Origin of the sequence: Euzebya tangerina, assembly GCF_003074135.1 — a bacterium.
GTDB classification, from domain to species: domain Bacteria; phylum Actinomycetota; class Nitriliruptoria; order Euzebyales; family Euzebyaceae; genus Euzebya; species Euzebya tangerina.
The window spans coordinates 1,304,557-1,321,072 of sequence record NZ_PPDK01000001.1 but is presented as its reverse complement, the minus strand read 5'-3'; the positions used below and the strand labels follow the sequence as shown (position 1 = coordinate 1,321,072).

Here is a 16,516-nt window from a genome sequence, read left to right as displayed (position 1 = left end):
GCTTGACCTGGTTGGGTGGACTTCCCACCCCTCACCTGGCCGAGGTCCACCCACCGCGTGCGGGCGCCCACCCAAGACCTGCCCCGACCTGCCCGGTCCCCTCCACGCGGGTGAACCGCGCCCGGTCCCCTACACGCGCGTGAACCGCACCCGGTCGCCGGGGTCGAAGAGGAAGGGGCGGTCGGAGTCGGGACGGAGGATCCTCGTCGGGGACCGCCCGATGATGGACCAGCCGGTCGGCATGCGGACCGTGGTCACCAGGCACTGGGGCCCGGCGATGATGATGCTGCCGGCCGGGACGTCCCGGACGGGCTCGGCCTTGCGCGGAACCTGGATCTGCTCGTCGACCCCCATGAGGTAGGCGTAGCCCGGCGCGAAGCCGTACATCGCGACCCGGTAGCTGCCGGCGAGGAACAACTCCACCACCCGCTGCTCGGGAAGTTCCGCCGAGGCGGCGACCGCGGCCAGGTCCGGGCCCTCGTCTGGGCCGAAGCTCGCCTGGACGACGTGCTCAGCCGGCTCGGGCGGCGACGGCATATCCCCCTCCAGCGCCGCTCGCACCCCTGACTCGACCGCGACGTGATCGGTGACGAGCGGGTCGAAGTCGACCAGCAGGCTGACGAAGGCGGGGACGACCTCGACCAGGCCCGGGATGCTCGTGGCCATCAGCGCACGGTCCAGCGTCAGCACTGCCTCGTGGGCGTGCGGAGCGATCTGGCTGGCGAACTCCACCAGCAGCGCGTGGTCCGCAACCGGGGTGAACCGGGGCCAGGCACTCACTCGACGGCGGGGACCCTGGGGTCATCGGACCCGCCACTGGCCCGCGCATCGTCGCCGAACCCGACGACCTCGACCCCCGCCCGCTCGAGGCCGGTTCGAAGTTGGCGAGCCAGCTCCACCGCACCCGGCGTGTCGCCGTGCACGCAGATCGAGTGCGCCTGCAGCGGGATCGGATCACCGTCGACGACGGGCATGTGCCCGCTCTCCAGGAATGCCCGCATGCGCTCGACTGCCACGCCCGGATCGTGGATCAGGTCCCCGTCCTCGCCGCGGGGCACCAACTGCCCGTTGGCCAGGTACCCGCGGTCGGCGAAGACCTCGCTGAAGACCGGCACGTCGAGCGCTCGGGCCGCCCGCTCGATCTGGGTTCCCGAGATGGCCAGGACAGCCAGCTCCGGGTCGATCTGGCGAACGGTGCTGACCAGCCGGTCCGCCACCTCCCGCTCTCGGGCCGCCAGGTTGGCCAGGGCGCCGTGGGCCTTGACGTAGCTCACCTGGGCACCGGCCAGCGCAGCGATGGCCTGGAGCGAACCCACCTGCGCCGCGATCATCCGGCCGAGCTCGTCAAGGCTCATCGGGATCACGCGGCGCCCGAAGCCCTCACGGTCGACGTATCCCGGGTGCGCGCCCACCTGCACACCCTCCGCGGCCGCCAACGACACCGTCTTGAACATGGTCTCGCTGTCGCCAGCATGTCCGCCACAGGCCACGTTGGCGCTGGAGACGATCTGGAGGATCGCCGCGTCGCCAGCCATGGCGCCGGGTCCGACGTCCTCACCGAGGTCGGCGTTGAGGTCGATGCGACGTACCGTCATCAGCCTGAACGGTATCGGGTGGGACACAGCGGTCGCACCCTCCGACGGCGAACGCCATCATGGTGCAGTGCCCGAGATCCGCGTGCTGGACGACATGCCGGCCATCGCCGCCGCCTCGGAACTGATCGATCGCGTCTGGTCCGCCCCTGGACTGATGCCGCCGAACCTGACCCGTGCCATCCAGCAGGCCGGCGGGTACGTGGCCGGCGCCTTTGCGGACGGGGAGATGGTCGGCGCCTCCGTCGCCTTCCGCGGTGTCGGCTTCGAGGGCGGGCATGAGGTGCCGACCCTGCACAGCCACGTCACGGGGGTACTCACGCCTGGCATCGGCATCGGGACCGCTCTCAAGCGGCATCAACGGGCCTGGGGCGGCGCCCGAGGCATCGTCGCGGTCACCTGGACGATGGACCCCCTGGTGGCCCGCAACGCCTGGTTCAACATCACCCGTCTTGGCGTCCAGATCCCGGAGTACTCCACCGATCACTACGGCGAGATGAGCGATGGTCTGAACCAGGGCGACCGCACGGACCGGCTCAAGGTCTGGTGGCCGACGGGCTCGCTGCTGGACGAGACGACCGACTGTCGGGAGGCTGACGACGAGACGGGGCTGAAGTGGCTGCTGCGGCGCTCCTCCGATGGCCGTCCGATCAGCCTGGGTGCGGTGCCGCGACCGTCAGCTCGGACCACCGGTGTCCAGCTCGCCGTCCAGCTGCCGCATGACATCGAAGCGCTGCGCCGCACGGACATGGCGACCGCGCTCCAGTGGCGGATCGCTGTCCGCGAGTCGTTGGCGCCGGCCATCGCGGCGGGCTACCGCGTCTGCCGGTTCGACCGTGAGGCGACGTACTACCTGCGGTGGGCCGGTCCGGTCCTGTGATCCTCCAGGGGCTCGAACTGCGACGCGTCCAGCTCCCCCTGATCGCCCCGTTCCAGACGTCGTTCGGCACCCAGACCGTCCGCGACATCGTCCTCGTGCGGGCCATCACGGACGCCGGAGAGGGCTGGGGTGAGTGCGTGACGATGCCCTGGCCCCTGTACTCCTCGGAGTCCACCGACCTGGTCATCCCGCTGATCAGCGCGCACCTGGCCCCCCGACTGTTCGCCGCACCGCAGCTCCGGGCCGAGGACGTCCGGCCCCTCCTGGGGCCCATCCACGGCCACCCGATGGCCAAGGCGGCCCTGGAAGCCGCGATCCTCGACGCCGAACTCACGGCCGAGGGTCGATCGTTCGCCGCGTACCTGGGTGTGTCGCGCGACCGCGTGCCCTGCGGCGTGTCGGTGGGGATCTTCCCCTCCATCCCCGAGTTGCTTGCGGCGGTCGAGGCGTATCTGGACCAGGGCTACCAGCGCATCAAGCTCAAGATCCAGCCCGGCTGGGACATCGAGCCCGTCCGAGCGGTCCGGCAGACCTTCGGCGCAGACGTGCCACTGCAGGTCGACGCCAACGCGGCCTACGCACCCACCGACATCACACCGCTGCAGGCCCTCGACCCGTTCGATCTGCTGTTGATCGAGCAGCCCTTCCCCGAGGAGTTCCTGCTGGCCAACGCCGACCTGCGCACGGCGATCACGACGCCGCTTTGCCTGGACGAGTCGGCCACCTCGACCGCCGTCGTCGCCGACGCCATCCGCGCCGACGCGGTCGACATCATCAACATCAAGCCGGGTCGGGTCGGCGGGTTCCTGGAGGCCGTCGAGATGCACGATCTGTGCCGGGCACGCGGGGTCCCCGTGTGGTGCGGCGGCATGGTCGAGAGCGGCATCGGACGGGCTGCCAACACCGCCCTGGCCGCGCTGGACGGCTTCACGCTGGTCGGGGACAACTCCGCCTTCGATCGATTCTTCGCCACCGACATCGTCACCGATCCAAGGGTCATGGTCGACGGGCACCTGAGGGTCCCCACCCGCCCCGGCATGGGCTTCGAGCTCGATGTGGACGCGGTCCGGGCGGCAACCGTGGAGACAGTGACCGTGGCTGCCTGACCGGTCAATGGCCGCGCGCGATGAGTCAGCACCCCAACGCTCATAGACTCAAGGTCCGTCATGGCTTCTCCCTCTCTGCCATTGCAGCAGCCGAGCTACTCCGACCCGCACGTCCTGCTGCGGCTGCTGCTGGCCATCCTGCTGGTCCCGCTCCTGATCATCGGCGCTGGAACGGCATTCGGTGCTGGGCTGGTACCAACCGTCCAGCCGCTGGCGCACATCACCAACCGAGTCAACACCGAGGTCTTCGACTTCCCGCCGATCGGCGACATCCTGGAGGGGTATCGCGCCCCCGAGCGCTCGGTCATCCTGGACGCGAACGGCGACGAGCTAGCGGTCCTGCGAGCGGTGAACCGCGTCAACGTCACGATCGAGGAGATCCCCCTCCACGTCCAGAACGCCGTGCTGGCCACGGAGGACCAGGAGTTCCGCAACCATCAGGGCGTCAACTGGCGCGCGATCGGACGTGCCGCACTCGGCAACATCCGGGCTGGCGACATCGAGTCCGGTGCCTCGACGATCACCCAGCAGCTGATCAAGAACATCACCGGCCAGGCCGAGACCACGATCGAGCGGAAGATGGCCGAGGCCGTCTACGCCATCGAGCTGGAGCAGAACGCCACCAAGGACGAGATCCTTGAGATCTACATGAACGAGGCCTACCTGGGCAACCAGGTGTACGGCTTCGGGGCGGCGGCGGAGTTCTACTTCGGCAAGGACATCTCACAGCTCACGATCGACGAGGCCGCCATGTTGGCCGGGATGCTGCGGGCACCCAACGCCAACGACCCGCTGAACGATCCGCGGGCGGCGCTGGAGCGTCGCAACATCGTCATCCAGCAGATGGTGAGCGCCGAGTTCATCACCGAGGACGAGGCGCTGGCGGTTGTGGTCGGGGCGCCGGCAGAGGCGACCGATGACCAGATCCGGGACATCCTGGGCCTGAACATCCAGCCGATCGCGGAGGCCGAGCAGCCGTTCTTCGTCAACTACATCCGCACGCTGCTGCGCGAGATCCCCGAACTGGGGGTGGACGCCGAGGCGCGGGAGCGGCTGGTGCTCGAGGGTGGTCTGACGATCAACACGACCGTCGACCCGGCGCTGCAGGAGATCGCGCAGAACGCGATCACCGAGGTGCTGAGCAACCCCGACGGGCCGCAGTCGGCGCTGACGTCGATCGATCCTCAGACCGGGCAGATCCTGGCCATCGGCTTCGGACCGAAGGAGTTCGGCTCGGGGCCCGGCCAGACCGAGGTGCTCCCGGCTGTTCCGGGCGTCGGCTCCTCGTTCGGACGCCAGCCCGGCTCGTCGTTCAAGGCCTTCGAGATCGTCGCGGCACTGGAAGCGGGGGTCACCCCGGCCTACACCATCGACACTCCCTCGCCGTACAACCCGACGGGGCAGTGCGCGAACTCCGGCTGGAACCCCGGCAACTACTCCGACGGCTCCGGCGGGACGATGAACATGGCGCGGGCAACCGCCATCTCCTCCAACGTCTACTTCGCCCACCTAGTGGACCGCTTCACCGGCCCGCAGGGTCTGGCCGACACCGCCACGCGGATGGGGATCCGCAACACCGAACTGGATCCGAGCATCTGCGCGACCGTGCTGGGTGCGTCGGAGGTCTACCCGCTGGACATGGCCTCCGGCTTCGGGACCATGGCCAACGACGGGATCCGCTGCGAGCCGTTCGCCATCCAGTCGATCGAGGACGCCGATGGCAACGAGATCTATCGCGGCGGCGATCGCTGCGAGCAGGTCATCTCGCCGGAGCACGCGGCCGCGGCCACCTCGTTGCTGCGCGGCCCGATCGAGAACGGGACGGCATCGCGCAACGGGCAGATCGGTCGTCCGGCGGCAGGGAAGACCGGGACGACCCAGGACTGGCGCGATGCCTGGTTCGTGGGCTACGTCCCGCAGATGTCGACCGCCGTCTGGGTGGGTAACGAGACCCCCTCGACGATGCGGGACTCCCGCTGTGGCAACGTCACCGGTGGGTGTCTGCCGACCATCATCTGGCGCAACTTCATGGTCAACGCCATCGAGTACCGCAACCTCGAGGTGGCGGACTTCCCGCCGCCGCCACGGCTCCCGTCCGACCGTGTGCCGTCAGTCGTCGGGATGATGGAGGAGCAGGCCATCGCGACGCTGGCCGATGCGGAGTTCTCCGCCGAGAGCGTCGTCGTCGCCGATTACCGGCCGGAGGGGACCGTGGTGGCGCAGAGCCCCAGCGGAGGCAGTGAGGCGCCTCGCGGGACGCTGGTGGTCCTCAACATCTCCGACGGAACGGGTGCGCCACCCGAAGTGCCCGAGGTGGTGGGCCTCGGCATCGAGGAGGCGACCCAGGTCGCGCTCAACGCCGGCCTCGATCCGATCCTGGTCGAGCAGGGTGTCTCCGATCCCGACCTGATCGGTGTCGTCATCGACGCCCGGATCGACGGCGAGACGGGCCAGCTGACGTTGGTCGTCGGTCGGGAGCAGACGGAGGAGGAGGCAGCGTCCGAGGAGCCGTCCGAGGAACCCGACGGCTCTGAGCCGCCCGAGCCGCTGGTGAGCCCCGGGGCAACCGACCTGCCCGATCCTCAGCCGACCGACGACGGTGGAGACGGCGGCGAGGAGCCGGATCCGGTGGATGGGGGCGAGCTGCCGCAGCCACCACCGCCGGACGGTGGACCGGGTGAGGAGGCCCCCGACGGCGGCGAGCCCGACCCCGCCGAACCTCCCGAGCCGGTCGTCGACCCGGACGGGTAGGTCCGTTGGTCGAAGGTCTGCCCCGCCTCGCCGGTGGGGTGGTGGCGGCTGGTGCCGCGTGTGTGGCCTACGGGTCGCTGATCGAGCGGCGCTGGTACGCGCGTCGTGACGAGACCCTGCGGGTGCTGCGTGGGACCGGGCGTGATGGCGCCGGCCGGCTGCGGATGCTGCTGTTCTCCGACCTCCACTTCGCGCCCGGTCAGGATCACCGGCTGGACTACCTGCGCCGGGTGGCGGAGGAGGCTCAGCCGGACCTGATCGTCTCCGGCGGGGACAACCTCGAGCACGCTCGGGCGATCGAGCCGGTCGTGGAGGTGCACCGGGACGTCCTGGCGTCGACCGGTGCCCCGGGGGTGGCGATCCTGGGGGCGCACGACCGGTATGCGCCGCGTCGGGCCAACCCAGCCAACTATCTGAAGGAGCCGAGCAGCGGGCCGGGCGGGCGGCCGCTGGACACCGCCTCGTTGGTGGCGGGCCTGCTCGGGGCGGGCTGGTCGGTGCTCGAGAACGCGTGTGTGCGGGTGGACACGCCGGCGGGGGTGGTCGAGGTCGTCGGGATCGACGATCCGCACATCCAGCGGGACGACGTCCGCGTGATCTCGGCGTTGGTGCCGGACCCGGCGGCCGTGCTCCGGCTGGGGTTGGTCCACGCGCCCTACCGCCGGGTGCTGCGCCGGTTCGAGTCGGAGGGGTTCGACCTGACGCTGGCGGGTCACACCCATGGGGGGCAGCTCGCGGTACCGGGGTGGGGAGCGTTGGTGTCGAACTGCGACCTCCCGCCACGGAATGCCAAGGGGACGTCGCTGGTCGGCGGGCGGATGCCGCTGCACGTGAGCGCTGGCCTGGGCCACAGCGTCTACTACCCGATCCGCTTCGCCTGTCGCCCCGAGGTGTCGGTGCTGGACCTGGTGCCGCGGGTCTAGGGCGAGGTTCGGGGCGTCGGCGGTCGGGCGTCTGTCTGGGCGCGGGGGGCCGTTGAGCGTGGGATTCCGCACGATCGGGGCTTAACCCACACATACAGCCGGTATTGCACGATCGTGGACACTGTGCCCGCGACGGATTCGGCACGATCGGGGCCGAACCCACATATGGGCCCGTTTCTGCACGATCGTGGACTTCCTCGTAGCGGGCGCTGCCGAGAATCGTTCGGAACACTCGGGGCGTTGCCGACGTCTCACTCACCGTGACCCTCTGCCCCGCCCGTGTCCGGATCTCGCTCATCGTCGTCGTGCTGGGGCTGGTGGTGCCGCTGCTCGCTCCCGCGGCCCATGCCAGTGGGCCCGAGCGCGCGACGGCCTCGGCCGACGTCGAGCGCGTCGCCGGTGAGGGTCGCGAGAGCACCGCGGTTTCCATCAGCGCCGCCGTCCGGGACACCGCCGAGACGGTCGTGGTGGTTCGCGGCGATCTGCCACCTGACGCGCTCACCGCCAGTCCCCTGGCGGCCGCTGAAGACGCACCGGTCCTACTGGCCGGGCAGGAGGGGCTGTCTTCAGCGACGCTGGCGGAGATCCGCCGACTGGGGGCATCGGATGCCGTCGTGGTCGGGGGCGAGCAGGCGGTGTCCCCGCAGACGGTTGAGCAGTTGGAGGACCAGGGGCTGGCGGTCCGACGGATCGCGGGAGCGTCGCGGTTCGACACGGCGGCACAGGTCGCCGCCTCGCTGGCGAGTCCAGCGGGCGGTGACGCCATCCTCGTTCGTGGGACCGGTGAGGCCGAGACGGCCTTCGCAGACGCGGTTGCCGCCAGTGCCCTGGCAGCGCGGACCGGAGCGCCGATCCTGCTCACGGCCACGGACGACCTGCCGGAGGTCACCCGGCAGGCGCTGACCGACTTGAGGCCCGAGCGCGTGATCGTGGTGGGGGGTGAGGCGGTCGTCAGCCGGTCCGTCGTGGCCGAGGTGGAGGGGACGGTCGCCCTCGTCGAGCGTCTGGCTGGCCAGGATCGCTACGCCACCTCCCAGGCCGTCCTGGCCGCGGACCGGGCCGAACCTGATCGGGACCAGTTCGACACGGTCTGGGTCGCGACCGGTCGGTCCGTCGCCGATGCACTCGCCGCTGGCCCGGCAGCCGCGGCCGAGGGTGGGGGCCTGCTGCTGGTCGACGGTCTGGCCTTCGGCGGCGGCCAGTTGGAGTACGAGGCAGTCGCCGGGCTGCTCCCCGAGGTCGACTCGATCCGCGTGGCCGGGGGGACTGCTGTGATCACCGATGCCATCCTCCGGACCCTGGGGATCCTCCGGCAGGGGGCCAACCCGACGCCTGGGAGTCCTCCCTCCGCTGGTGGGCTGGTCGAGTGCGGAATGATAGAGCCACCGCCCTCCATCGACGGTCCGCTGTCCGAGGATCCGGTCGTGGCGCAGGCCCAGGTGGCTCGCGCCGAGCGTGGACTGCCATCGGACGTCGACACGGTCGAGCGGCTGTTGGCCGACCCGGCGACGGCCGAGACCAAGTTCGGCTTTCCGGCCACCCGCGAGGAGATCGATGACATCTTCGCCCGCAACGAGGTGGCACTCACCGTCGGGCCCATCGTGCTCGAGTACGCGGCGCGAGAGGCCCCAGACACCTACGCCGGTGCCTACCTCGACCAGCGTGCGGGTGGTCTCTTCACCGTCCTGTTCACCGAGGACGCCGACCGGCATCTCGCGGCACTGCGCGAGTTGGCTGGCCCGGACGCGCCGTTGGCCACCCGAGAGGTCGACAACAGCCTGGCCCTGCTGGCCGCCATCCGAAGCCGGATCGTCCTGCCCGACCGACCTGGGGAGGACGCCATCGTGGCCGGCCACGGGATCGACGTGATCGAGAACCGAATCGCCATCGACGTCGTGGCGCCTGACGACGTCGCCCGCGACTACCTGGCTGGGCAGTACGGCGCCGATCAGATCTGCATCTCCGTGCTCGACGGCCCCGGCCGGTCGGAGCCGCCGGGCGGCGGGGTCGAGGGTGCGATCGCGCTACCGTCCACGGAGATCCGCAATGGGCAACTCGCCCTGCTTGCTGACGTCCAACTCGTCGCTGACCCCGACCTCGACGGCGGCTGCGTCTGGTACGAGGAGCAGGGCGAGGCACAAGCGATCATCTGGCCCCCGAAGTACGCGGTCCTCTTCACCGACGACGGCTTCGAGATCCTGGACGAGGACGGCGCCGTCGTGGCCGATCAGGACGATCGTGTGTCGATGGGCGGAGGGCTCAACGATGTCCAGCCGGACCGGTGCAACGTCGACGGCGACGGGGACCGCACCTGGGTCGCCGGATCGGTGCGGGTCGCTGACGACGAGTCGTAGGGGGATGATCGCGCCCCGTCTCCTCCGATGATGGGTTGACAGGAGCCGCTGGCGGGGGGAGGTTCGAGATCTCTCCGGCGCCGACCCCTCGAGGAGCTGTGATGACCGACACCGCCGCCCCGCCAACAACCGCCACCCATCCGCTCGACCGGTTGAGCGAGCAGGAGACCCTGGCCGCCGTCGCCATCGTCAAGGCCGATGACCGCTTCGGCGACCGCACGCGCTTCGCCCGCGTCGACCTGCGCGAGCCGCCGAAGGTCGAGGTCCTCGGATTCTCCGACGGTGACCCGGTCGACCGGGCCGCCGAGGTGATCCTCCTCGACAACCAGATCGGCGCGGCCGTGGAGGTCGTCGTCTCCCTCACCCGCGAGGAGATCGACCAGTGGACCGTCATCGAGGGTGCGCAGCCCTCGGTGATCCTGGATGAGTTCTTCGAGGCGGAGGAGGCCATCCAGAACGACCCGGACTTCCAGGCAGCGATGGCCAAGCGCGGCATCACCGACATGTCGCTGGTCTGCATCGACCCTTGGTCCGCCGGCAACTACGGCGACGAGGCGGAGACCAGCAACCGCATCATCCGAGCACTGGTGTGGGTGCACGAGCAGCCCGGCGACAACCAGTACGCCCGCCCCATCGACGGGCTGATCGTCATCCTCGACCTCGCCACCATGGAGATCATCCGAATCGAGGATCAGCGGGTCCTGCCGGTCCCCTCGGCCGGCACCACCCACGAGTGGTCCAGCAGCCTGATGGACCAGCCGCGCAACAGCATCAAGCCCCTCGACATCGTCCAGCCCGAGGGGCCGAGCTTCACGCTTGAGGGCGACCGGTTGACCTGGCAGAAGTGGTCGGTCCGGATCGGGTGGTCGCACCGCGAGGGACTGATCCTTAACCAGATCAGCTACGACGACGCCGGTGAGACCCGCCCGATCATCTACCGGGCGTCCCTGGCCGAGATGACCGTCCCGTACGGTGACCCCTCCGACACCCAGGCCCGCAAGAACGCCTTCGACGTCGGCGAGTACGGCGTCGGGATGTTGGCCAATCCGCTCGAGCTCGGGTGCGACTGCCTGGGCGAGATCCAGTACCTGGACGCCCACGTCGCGACCGCCTCCGGCGAGATCTACCAGATCCCTCAGGCGATCTGCATCCACGAGGAGGACTTCGGCATCTCGTGGAAGCACACCGACTTCCGGACCGAGGAGGTGGAGGTCCGTCGCCTCCGCCGACTCGTGATCAGCTTCATCGCCACGGTCGGCAACTACGAGTACGCCATGTACTGGTACCTGTACCAGGACGGCCGGATCGAGTACGAGGTCAAGCTGACCGGGATCCTCTCCACCGGTGGTCTGGATCATGGGGAGGACACCCGCTACGGGACGAAGCTGAGCGACCTGGTCTACGCACCCAACCACCAGCACTTCTTCTGCGTGCGGCTGGACACCGAGATCGACGGCACCGCCAACACCGTCGTCGAGGTGAACACCAGACCGGCACCGCCTGAGGAGAACCCCTGGGGCAACGCGTTCTACGGCGAGCGGACCGTGCTGGCAACCGAGCAGCAGGCGCAGCGGCGGATCGACCCGTTCGCTGGGCGGTACTGGCGTATCGAGTCGGCGGCGCAGACCAACCGGATGGGGACTCCGACGGGGTTCAAGCTCATTCCCGGTGAGAACATCCTGCCGTTTGCGACCGAGGACTCCTCCATCCGCAAGCGAGCCGGTTACATGTGGCAACACCTGTGGGTGACGCCGTATGACGCCGACGAGCGGTATCCGGCGGGCAACTACCCCAACCAGAGCGCGGGTGGGGAGGGGTTGGAGGCGTGGACAGCCGCCGACCGGTCGGTGGAGTCGACCGACGTCGTGGTCTGGTACGTCATGGGCCACAACCACCTCCCGAGCCTGGAGGACTGGCCCGTCATGCCGGTGGCGAGCATCGGGTTCACGTTGCGCCCGTCAGGCTTCTTCGACCGGAGCGCGGCCATGGACCTACCGGCCGGATCGGGCTCGACGACCTGTCACTGAGTCCTCACGAGGACAACACCGGTGAGCCGGTCGGCCACGAGGGCTCTTCGACCAGGTCCAACAGCCCCTCGGCCAAGTCGCTCCGGGAGATCTGCAGACCCGATTCGGGACCCACTGCCGGCGCCACCTTGACCTGCCCGACCCGCTCGCCGTCGGTCAGCCGGGGGGCGCGGACGACCAGGCTCGGGACGGTTGCGGCGTCAATGCGCTCCACCGCGGCCGTCGAGTCCGCCAGGAGGGAGCGGGCGACGATGCCCATGATTCCGCGGACGGCGCGGTCGAGGAAGCCCGGCTCATCCCCAGGACGTCGGACGCCGGCACCTGTGAGGTGGACCAGTCGAACACCTGACCGCTGATCGAGCGCGTCGAGGAGGATCTCCGTCGAGCGACGTCGGTAGTCCTCGGCCCCGCCGCGAACCGGTCCGGATACGTCGATGACGACGCTGGCGCCCTGGACCACGTCTTGGATGGCGCTCGGGTCCAGTGCATCGCCGACCACCACGGTGGCGTCGCCGTGCAGCAACGTCTTGGCCTTCTGTGCCGAGCGCGCCAATGCCTTGACGGTGTGGCCGCGATCCACCGCAGCCGCAACAAGTGGCACCCCGGTTCGTCCTGTGGCGCCGATGACGGCCAGTGTTAGTTTGTCAGTCATACTGACAAATATAGTGTCAGCTCGGCTAGGTTGACACCACATGCGCGACCTCCCGCTGGCTGCTGCACTTCTCGACGCTGCCGAGTGGTTCAACACGGCCCTGTTGGAGCGCCTCGCGGAACGCGGGTGGCCACGCCTCAGTCGCAATCAGTCGCTGGTCTTCCCGCTGCTCTCCGCAGAGGGTGCGACCTCGCAGACGATGGTGGCGCGGAGCCTCGGGATCACTCGCCAGTCCGCCCACACGCTGCTGCTGCAGCTGGTCGAACTGGGCGTCCTGCGGCGTGAGCCCGATCCCAGCGACGGCCGGCGCAGTCTCATGCGGCTCACAGCCGACGGCCGGCGCCTGGCCAAGGATGCGCGGACGATCCTCACCGAACTCGAGGAGGAGCTCGCGCGGCGAATCGGTGAGTCCGCCGTCCAGGATCTGGCCGAGGCCCTGTCGGCCGAGTGGGGGCCGACGCCCTCGCCCACGCCCGATCGGTCGCGATAGGCCATGGCGGCAGGCTGATCAGAGCCGGCTATGCTCGTCGTCTCGCGACGCCCACCCGTGGGACCGCATCGGGATGTAGCGCAGCTTGGTAGCGCGCCACGTTCGGGACGTGGAGGTCCGGGGTTCAAATCCCCGCATCCCGACTCCAATCACTCGACCACAGACCTGCCGCGCTACAGCGCGGCAGCCCACGTGAGGGACGTGGAGGTCCGGGGGTACGGACGGCCTACCATCAAGGGCCACCCCGACCGGTATGGACCGCCGTGAACACCCACTTCGCCATCGCTGTGCACGCCCTCGCTGTCATCACCTACGAGGGAGGCGGGCCAGTATCCGCTGCACGGATCGCCGACAGCGTCGGGACCAGCCCCGTCTTCCTCCGCCGCGTGCTTGCAGATCTTCGCGACGCCGACCTGATCGCCATGCGACGAGGCGCCAACGGTGGAGCCGAACTCCTCGTCGATGCGACGGCCATCAGCCTCGCCGACATCTATGACGCCGTGACCACCAATCCCCTCCTCTCCATCCATGACGCCCCGAACCCCGCGTGTGCGGTCGGCCGAGGCGTCGGCGACGCGCTCGACGTCGTGGTCGCCACGGTCGAAGAGGATGTACGGGCGCGGCTCGCTCAGCGCACCGTTCACCAAGTCCTCCAAGAGATCCTCGCGGCGCGATGACGGGCAGCCGGGAATCGGGAGGAAGTTGTTTCAGCCGGAATACATACCAAATCAGTTTGGTTTTAAATTTGCCAGGAAGGAATTCTGGCGTCCGAACTCCGACCGAGAAGGAACATCACTCGTGACCGCTTCAAGCCATTCCCCCGACGACGCCATCGAGAAGGTCAAGGCGCTTCTCAAGAGCCTCGAGACCGGTGCCGAGGGGCCGCCGTCGATCATCGACGACGACACCTACATCCAGCACAACCTGACCGTCCCCGACGGCAAGGAGGGATTCCTCGGCCTCCAGCGGTACATGTCCTCCTCGGGGGCCACCCACGACGTTGTCCGTGCCTTCCGGGACGGGGCCCACGTCTTCACGCATGCGGTCCACAACTTCGGCAGCCCCGGTGCGGGGTTCGACATCTTCCGCTTTGAGGACGGCAAGATCGTCGAGCATTGGGACAACAACCAGCCGTCGGGAGGCCCGAACCCGTCGGGCCGGACGATGACCGACGGACCGACAGAGGCGACGGACCTCGACAAGACCGATGCGAACAAGGACCTCGTCCGCGCCTTCGTCACCGACGTGCTCGTCAACAACAAGATGGACGCCCTCGCCGGCTACTTCGACGGTGACACGTACATCCAGCACAACCCCGAGATCGCCGACGGGGTCTCCTCCCTCGGCCCGGCGTTCGCCGCGATGGCAGAGAACGGCAAGGCGATCAGCTACGACACCATCGAGCTGGTCCTGGGTCAGGGCGACTTCGTCATGGTCGGCAGCCTCGGGAAAGTGGGTGACGCTCCCACGGCGTTCTACGACCTGTTCCGCGTCGCTGACGGGAAGATCGCCGAACACTGGGACGCCATCGAGACGATCCCACCCCGCGATGAATGGGCCAACCCCAACGGCAAGTTCTGACTGCTTCGCCCCCGAAGGTCGGTCGTCTTCGTCCTAGAACGCGGCGAGCCCCGCGCCTGCTGCCACACCCCACCCGATCGTCCCAGCCGCCACCCAGGCGAAGGCTCGAGTTGACGACACCCCGAGCGCGACGGCCGTGATCGCCGACAGCTGCGTGCCGATGGCAATGGGCCCGAGCAGCGCCAAGGCCGGCATGCCGTAGCGACGGAACACGCGCTCGGCGCGCGACGGTCGGTGCTCAGCGTCGGGTGGGGCGGCCTCGGGATTCCGTCGACGACGCCAGCGTCGCCACGCGCCGATGATCCGGTCACCGCCGTAGGCAGCAGCCGCCACGGTCAGCAAGTTCCCACTGACCCCCGAGACCACCGCAACCACCGGGTCGAGCCCGCCCAAGATCCCAGCCGGGATGACCACCACCGCTTCGAGCCACGGCAGGGCCCCACCGAGGAACGTGGCCACCGCGAGTCCCACCTCTGCGCGACTCACCCTGTCCCACCATCTGACGTCGTGGCAACCATCACGGTAACTATACCGTCTGGACGGTACAGTTCAGCTCCGTGACGAACACACGAGAGATCCTCCTGCGCGCCGCTGCCAGGGTCGTGCGAGATCAGGGTTCGAAGGCGTTCACACTGGACGCAGTGGCAGAGGTAGCAGGCGTGTCGAAGGGCGGTTTGCTGTACCACTTCCCGTCCAAGGACGCCCTGGTCTGGGCCATGGCGGCCGAGCGGGTCGACGCCCTGCGATCACAGCTGGACGGCTACCGCGAGGCCAACCCCGCCGCCACCCTGCTCGAGGCGTACGTCGCAACCATCGACGCCGACCAGACCGACATGGACGCGGCGGTCCTGATCGCCGCCGCTGAGCAGCCGAGGCGTGGAGCCGATGTCCGAGCCGACTTCGCTGCGCTGCTCGCCCAGGTCACCGACGGGCTGACCGACCCCGTGCTGGGCGACATCGTCCGGCTTGCCGCCGACGCACTGTGGCTGACCAGCCTCCTTCACCTCGATCAGTTCGACGACCACCGGCGTGATGCGGTAATCGGTCGGCTGGTCGAGCTGGCTCGGCGTGCCGATTCGGAGGACCCTCCGGAGTGAGCCGTCTGCGCCCTCGTCACGTCGCGGCAGCCAGCAGCCGCAGGGTCTCCTCACGCGCCGGCGACGTGTCGGGTTCAGTGCCGACGAAGGCCCCGGCGACCGGGTGGACCATGACCTCATCGACGTCGTAGGTGGACGCCAGGTCGGCGATCTCCTGCGCCGCACCCTCCGGATTGCCGACCACCCACGTGGCGCGAATCGCGTCCGCCAGGCCCCGGTGGCCAACCGGGATGGGCTCCTTCTCGGCCTCCTCGACCAGTCGCTGCGGGTCCAGCCGCCCGCCCGTTCGCAGGGCCACCATCGCCTGCAGTTGCGGCTCGACCAGCCGCTCTGCTTCATCGGCATCACGGGCGACGGCCGCGTTCACCGTCAGGAAGGTCCGCGGCTCTGCCAGCTGCGCCGAGGGCGTGAAGCCCGAGCGGTACAACGCGATGGCCTCGGCGGTGCCCCGGCCCGAGAAGTGGTGGGCGAAGACGTAGGGCAGCCCGCGGCTGGCTGCGAGCCTGGCCGAGTAGTCCGATGAACCCAGCAGCCACACGGGTGGTCGCGAGGTAGCCCGCGGCGTTGCTCGGAGTGCGTGCACCCGACCGCCGAGGTCGAGGCCGACGCCCTCTGGCCCCAGCATGGCGATGACGTCGTCGATGTCGGCCGGGAAGCGCTGGACCGCGTCCTGTTTCACGCCGCCCGCGCCATGCCGGAGTGCGTAGCTGGTGACCGGGTCGGTGCCCGGCGCGCGGCCGATCCCCAGGTCGATCCGCCCGGGGTGTGCCGCCTCCAGCAGTGCGAACTGCTCGGCGACCACCAGTGGGGCGTGGTTGGGCAGCATGACCCCGCCCGACCCCACGCGGATGTGGCGCGTCGCAGCCGCGATCATGGCGATCAGCAGCGGCGGGTTGGTGGCGGCCACCGCCGGCATGTTGTGGTGCTCGGCCAGCCAGTAGCGGTGGTAGCCCGCCTTCTCTGCCGCCTGGGCCAGTCGACGGGCGGCGGAGATGGCGTCACCGCTGGTCTGGTCGGTCCGGACGGGGACGAGGTCGAGGACGGAGAGGCGCATGCACGGTGC

General features: G+C 69.3%; 15 protein-coding genes and 1 tRNA gene. 11 read left to right on the top strand and 5 right to left on the bottom strand.

From position 1 onward, the window contains the following. Nucleotides 1-129: 129 nt before the first annotated feature. The gene (locus tag C1746_RS06095; protein ID WP_116713759.1) at nt 130-780 is read right to left on the bottom strand and encodes a 5-oxoprolinase subunit B family protein; all 651 of its coding nucleotides are present in this window, start codon (nt 778-780) and stop codon (nt 130-132) included. Next, nucleotides 777-1,595, bottom strand: a complete 819-nt coding sequence (locus C1746_RS06090) for a LamB/YcsF family protein (protein WP_116713758.1) — start codon at nt 1,593-1,595, stop codon at nt 777-779. The genes C1746_RS06095 and C1746_RS06090 overlap by 4 nt, the downstream gene beginning before the upstream one ends. Nucleotides 1,596-1,662: 67 nt before the next feature. Here C1746_RS06090 and C1746_RS06085 point away from each other — a divergent pair, with 67 nt between their 5' ends. The 6 genes from C1746_RS06085 to C1746_RS06060 all read left to right on the top strand — a co-directional run bounded on the left by C1746_RS06085 (nt 1,663) and on the right by C1746_RS06060 (nt 11,633). Beyond that, the gene (locus C1746_RS06085; RefSeq protein WP_116713757.1) at nt 1,663-2,472 is read left to right on the top strand and encodes a GNAT family N-acetyltransferase; all 810 of its coding nucleotides are present in this window, start codon (nt 1,663-1,665) and stop codon (nt 2,470-2,472) included. After that, complete coding sequence (gene menC, locus C1746_RS06080; protein WP_116715591.1) at nt 2,469-3,578, top strand: o-succinylbenzoate synthase; 1,110 nt, start codon at nt 2,469-2,471, stop codon at nt 3,576-3,578. The genes C1746_RS06085 and menC overlap by 4 nt, the downstream gene beginning before the upstream one ends. A gap of 60 nt (nt 3,579-3,638) precedes the next feature. Next, the gene (locus tag C1746_RS06075) at nt 3,639-6,329 is read left to right on the top strand and encodes a transglycosylase domain-containing protein (protein ID WP_116713756.1); all 2,691 of its coding nucleotides are present in this window, start codon (nt 3,639-3,641) and stop codon (nt 6,327-6,329) included. 5 nt (nt 6,330-6,334) lie between these two features. After that, nucleotides 6,335-7,252 (top strand): metallophosphoesterase, encoded by a 918-nt coding sequence (locus C1746_RS06070; RefSeq protein ID WP_162867442.1) that lies wholly within the window; start codon nt 6,335-6,337, stop codon nt 7,250-7,252. A 260-nt stretch (nt 7,253-7,512) separates the two neighbouring features. After that, complete coding sequence (locus tag C1746_RS06065) at nt 7,513-9,606, top strand: cell wall-binding repeat-containing protein (RefSeq protein WP_116713754.1); 2,094 nt, start codon at nt 7,513-7,515, stop codon at nt 9,604-9,606. Between the two features lie 101 nt (nt 9,607-9,707). After that, on the top strand, nt 9,708-11,633 hold the full coding sequence (locus C1746_RS06060; RefSeq protein ID WP_116713753.1) for a primary-amine oxidase: 1,926 nt from the start codon (nt 9,708-9,710) through the stop codon (nt 11,631-11,633). Between the two features lie 4 nt (nt 11,634-11,637). On the opposite strand, the gene C1746_RS06055 is transcribed toward C1746_RS06060, so the two are convergent. Next, nucleotides 11,638-12,285 carry an NAD(P)-dependent oxidoreductase gene (locus C1746_RS06055; protein ID WP_162867441.1) on the bottom strand — a complete coding sequence of 216 codons (648 nt, stop codon included), beginning with the start codon at nt 12,283-12,285 and terminating at the stop codon, nt 11,638-11,640. A 40-nt stretch (nt 12,286-12,325) separates the two neighbouring features. On the opposite strand from C1746_RS06055, the gene C1746_RS06050 reads away from it, so the two are divergent. The 4 genes from C1746_RS06050 to C1746_RS06035 all read left to right on the top strand — a co-directional run bounded on the left by C1746_RS06050 (nt 12,326) and on the right by C1746_RS06035 (nt 14,356). Then, the gene (locus C1746_RS06050) at nt 12,326-12,775 is read left to right on the top strand and encodes a MarR family winged helix-turn-helix transcriptional regulator (protein ID WP_116713751.1); all 450 of its coding nucleotides are present in this window, start codon (nt 12,326-12,328) and stop codon (nt 12,773-12,775) included. 69 nt (nt 12,776-12,844) lie between these two features. Further along, nucleotides 12,845-12,918 (top strand) — tRNA-Pro (locus C1746_RS06045). 120 nt (nt 12,919-13,038) lie between these two features. Next, entirely contained in the window at nt 13,039-13,452 is a 414-nt protein-coding gene (locus tag C1746_RS06040) for an Rrf2 family transcriptional regulator (protein ID WP_162867440.1), read from the top strand. Nucleotides 13,453-13,573: 121 nt separating this feature from the next. Continuing rightward, complete coding sequence (locus C1746_RS06035) at nt 13,574-14,356, top strand: nuclear transport factor 2 family protein (RefSeq protein WP_205711733.1); 783 nt, start codon at nt 13,574-13,576, stop codon at nt 14,354-14,356. A 33-nt stretch (nt 14,357-14,389) separates the two neighbouring features. On the opposite strand, the gene C1746_RS06030 is transcribed toward C1746_RS06035, so the two are convergent. After that, nucleotides 14,390-14,842, bottom strand: coding sequence for a small multi-drug export protein (locus C1746_RS06030; protein WP_116713749.1), 453 nt, complete (start codon nt 14,840-14,842; stop codon nt 14,390-14,392). Between the two features lie 71 nt (nt 14,843-14,913). Here C1746_RS06030 and C1746_RS06025 point away from each other — a divergent pair, with 71 nt between their 5' ends. Then, entirely contained in the window at nt 14,914-15,453 is a 540-nt protein-coding gene (locus C1746_RS06025) for a TetR/AcrR family transcriptional regulator (RefSeq protein ID WP_116713748.1), read from the top strand. A gap of 16 nt (nt 15,454-15,469) precedes the next feature. Here C1746_RS06025 and C1746_RS06020 read toward each other — a convergent pair whose 3' ends face one another. After that, a complete protein-coding gene (locus C1746_RS06020; RefSeq protein ID WP_116713747.1) occupies nt 15,470-16,507 on the bottom strand; it encodes an LLM class flavin-dependent oxidoreductase in 1,038 nt (345 codons plus the stop codon). Between the last annotated feature and the right edge of the window lie 9 nt (nt 16,508-16,516).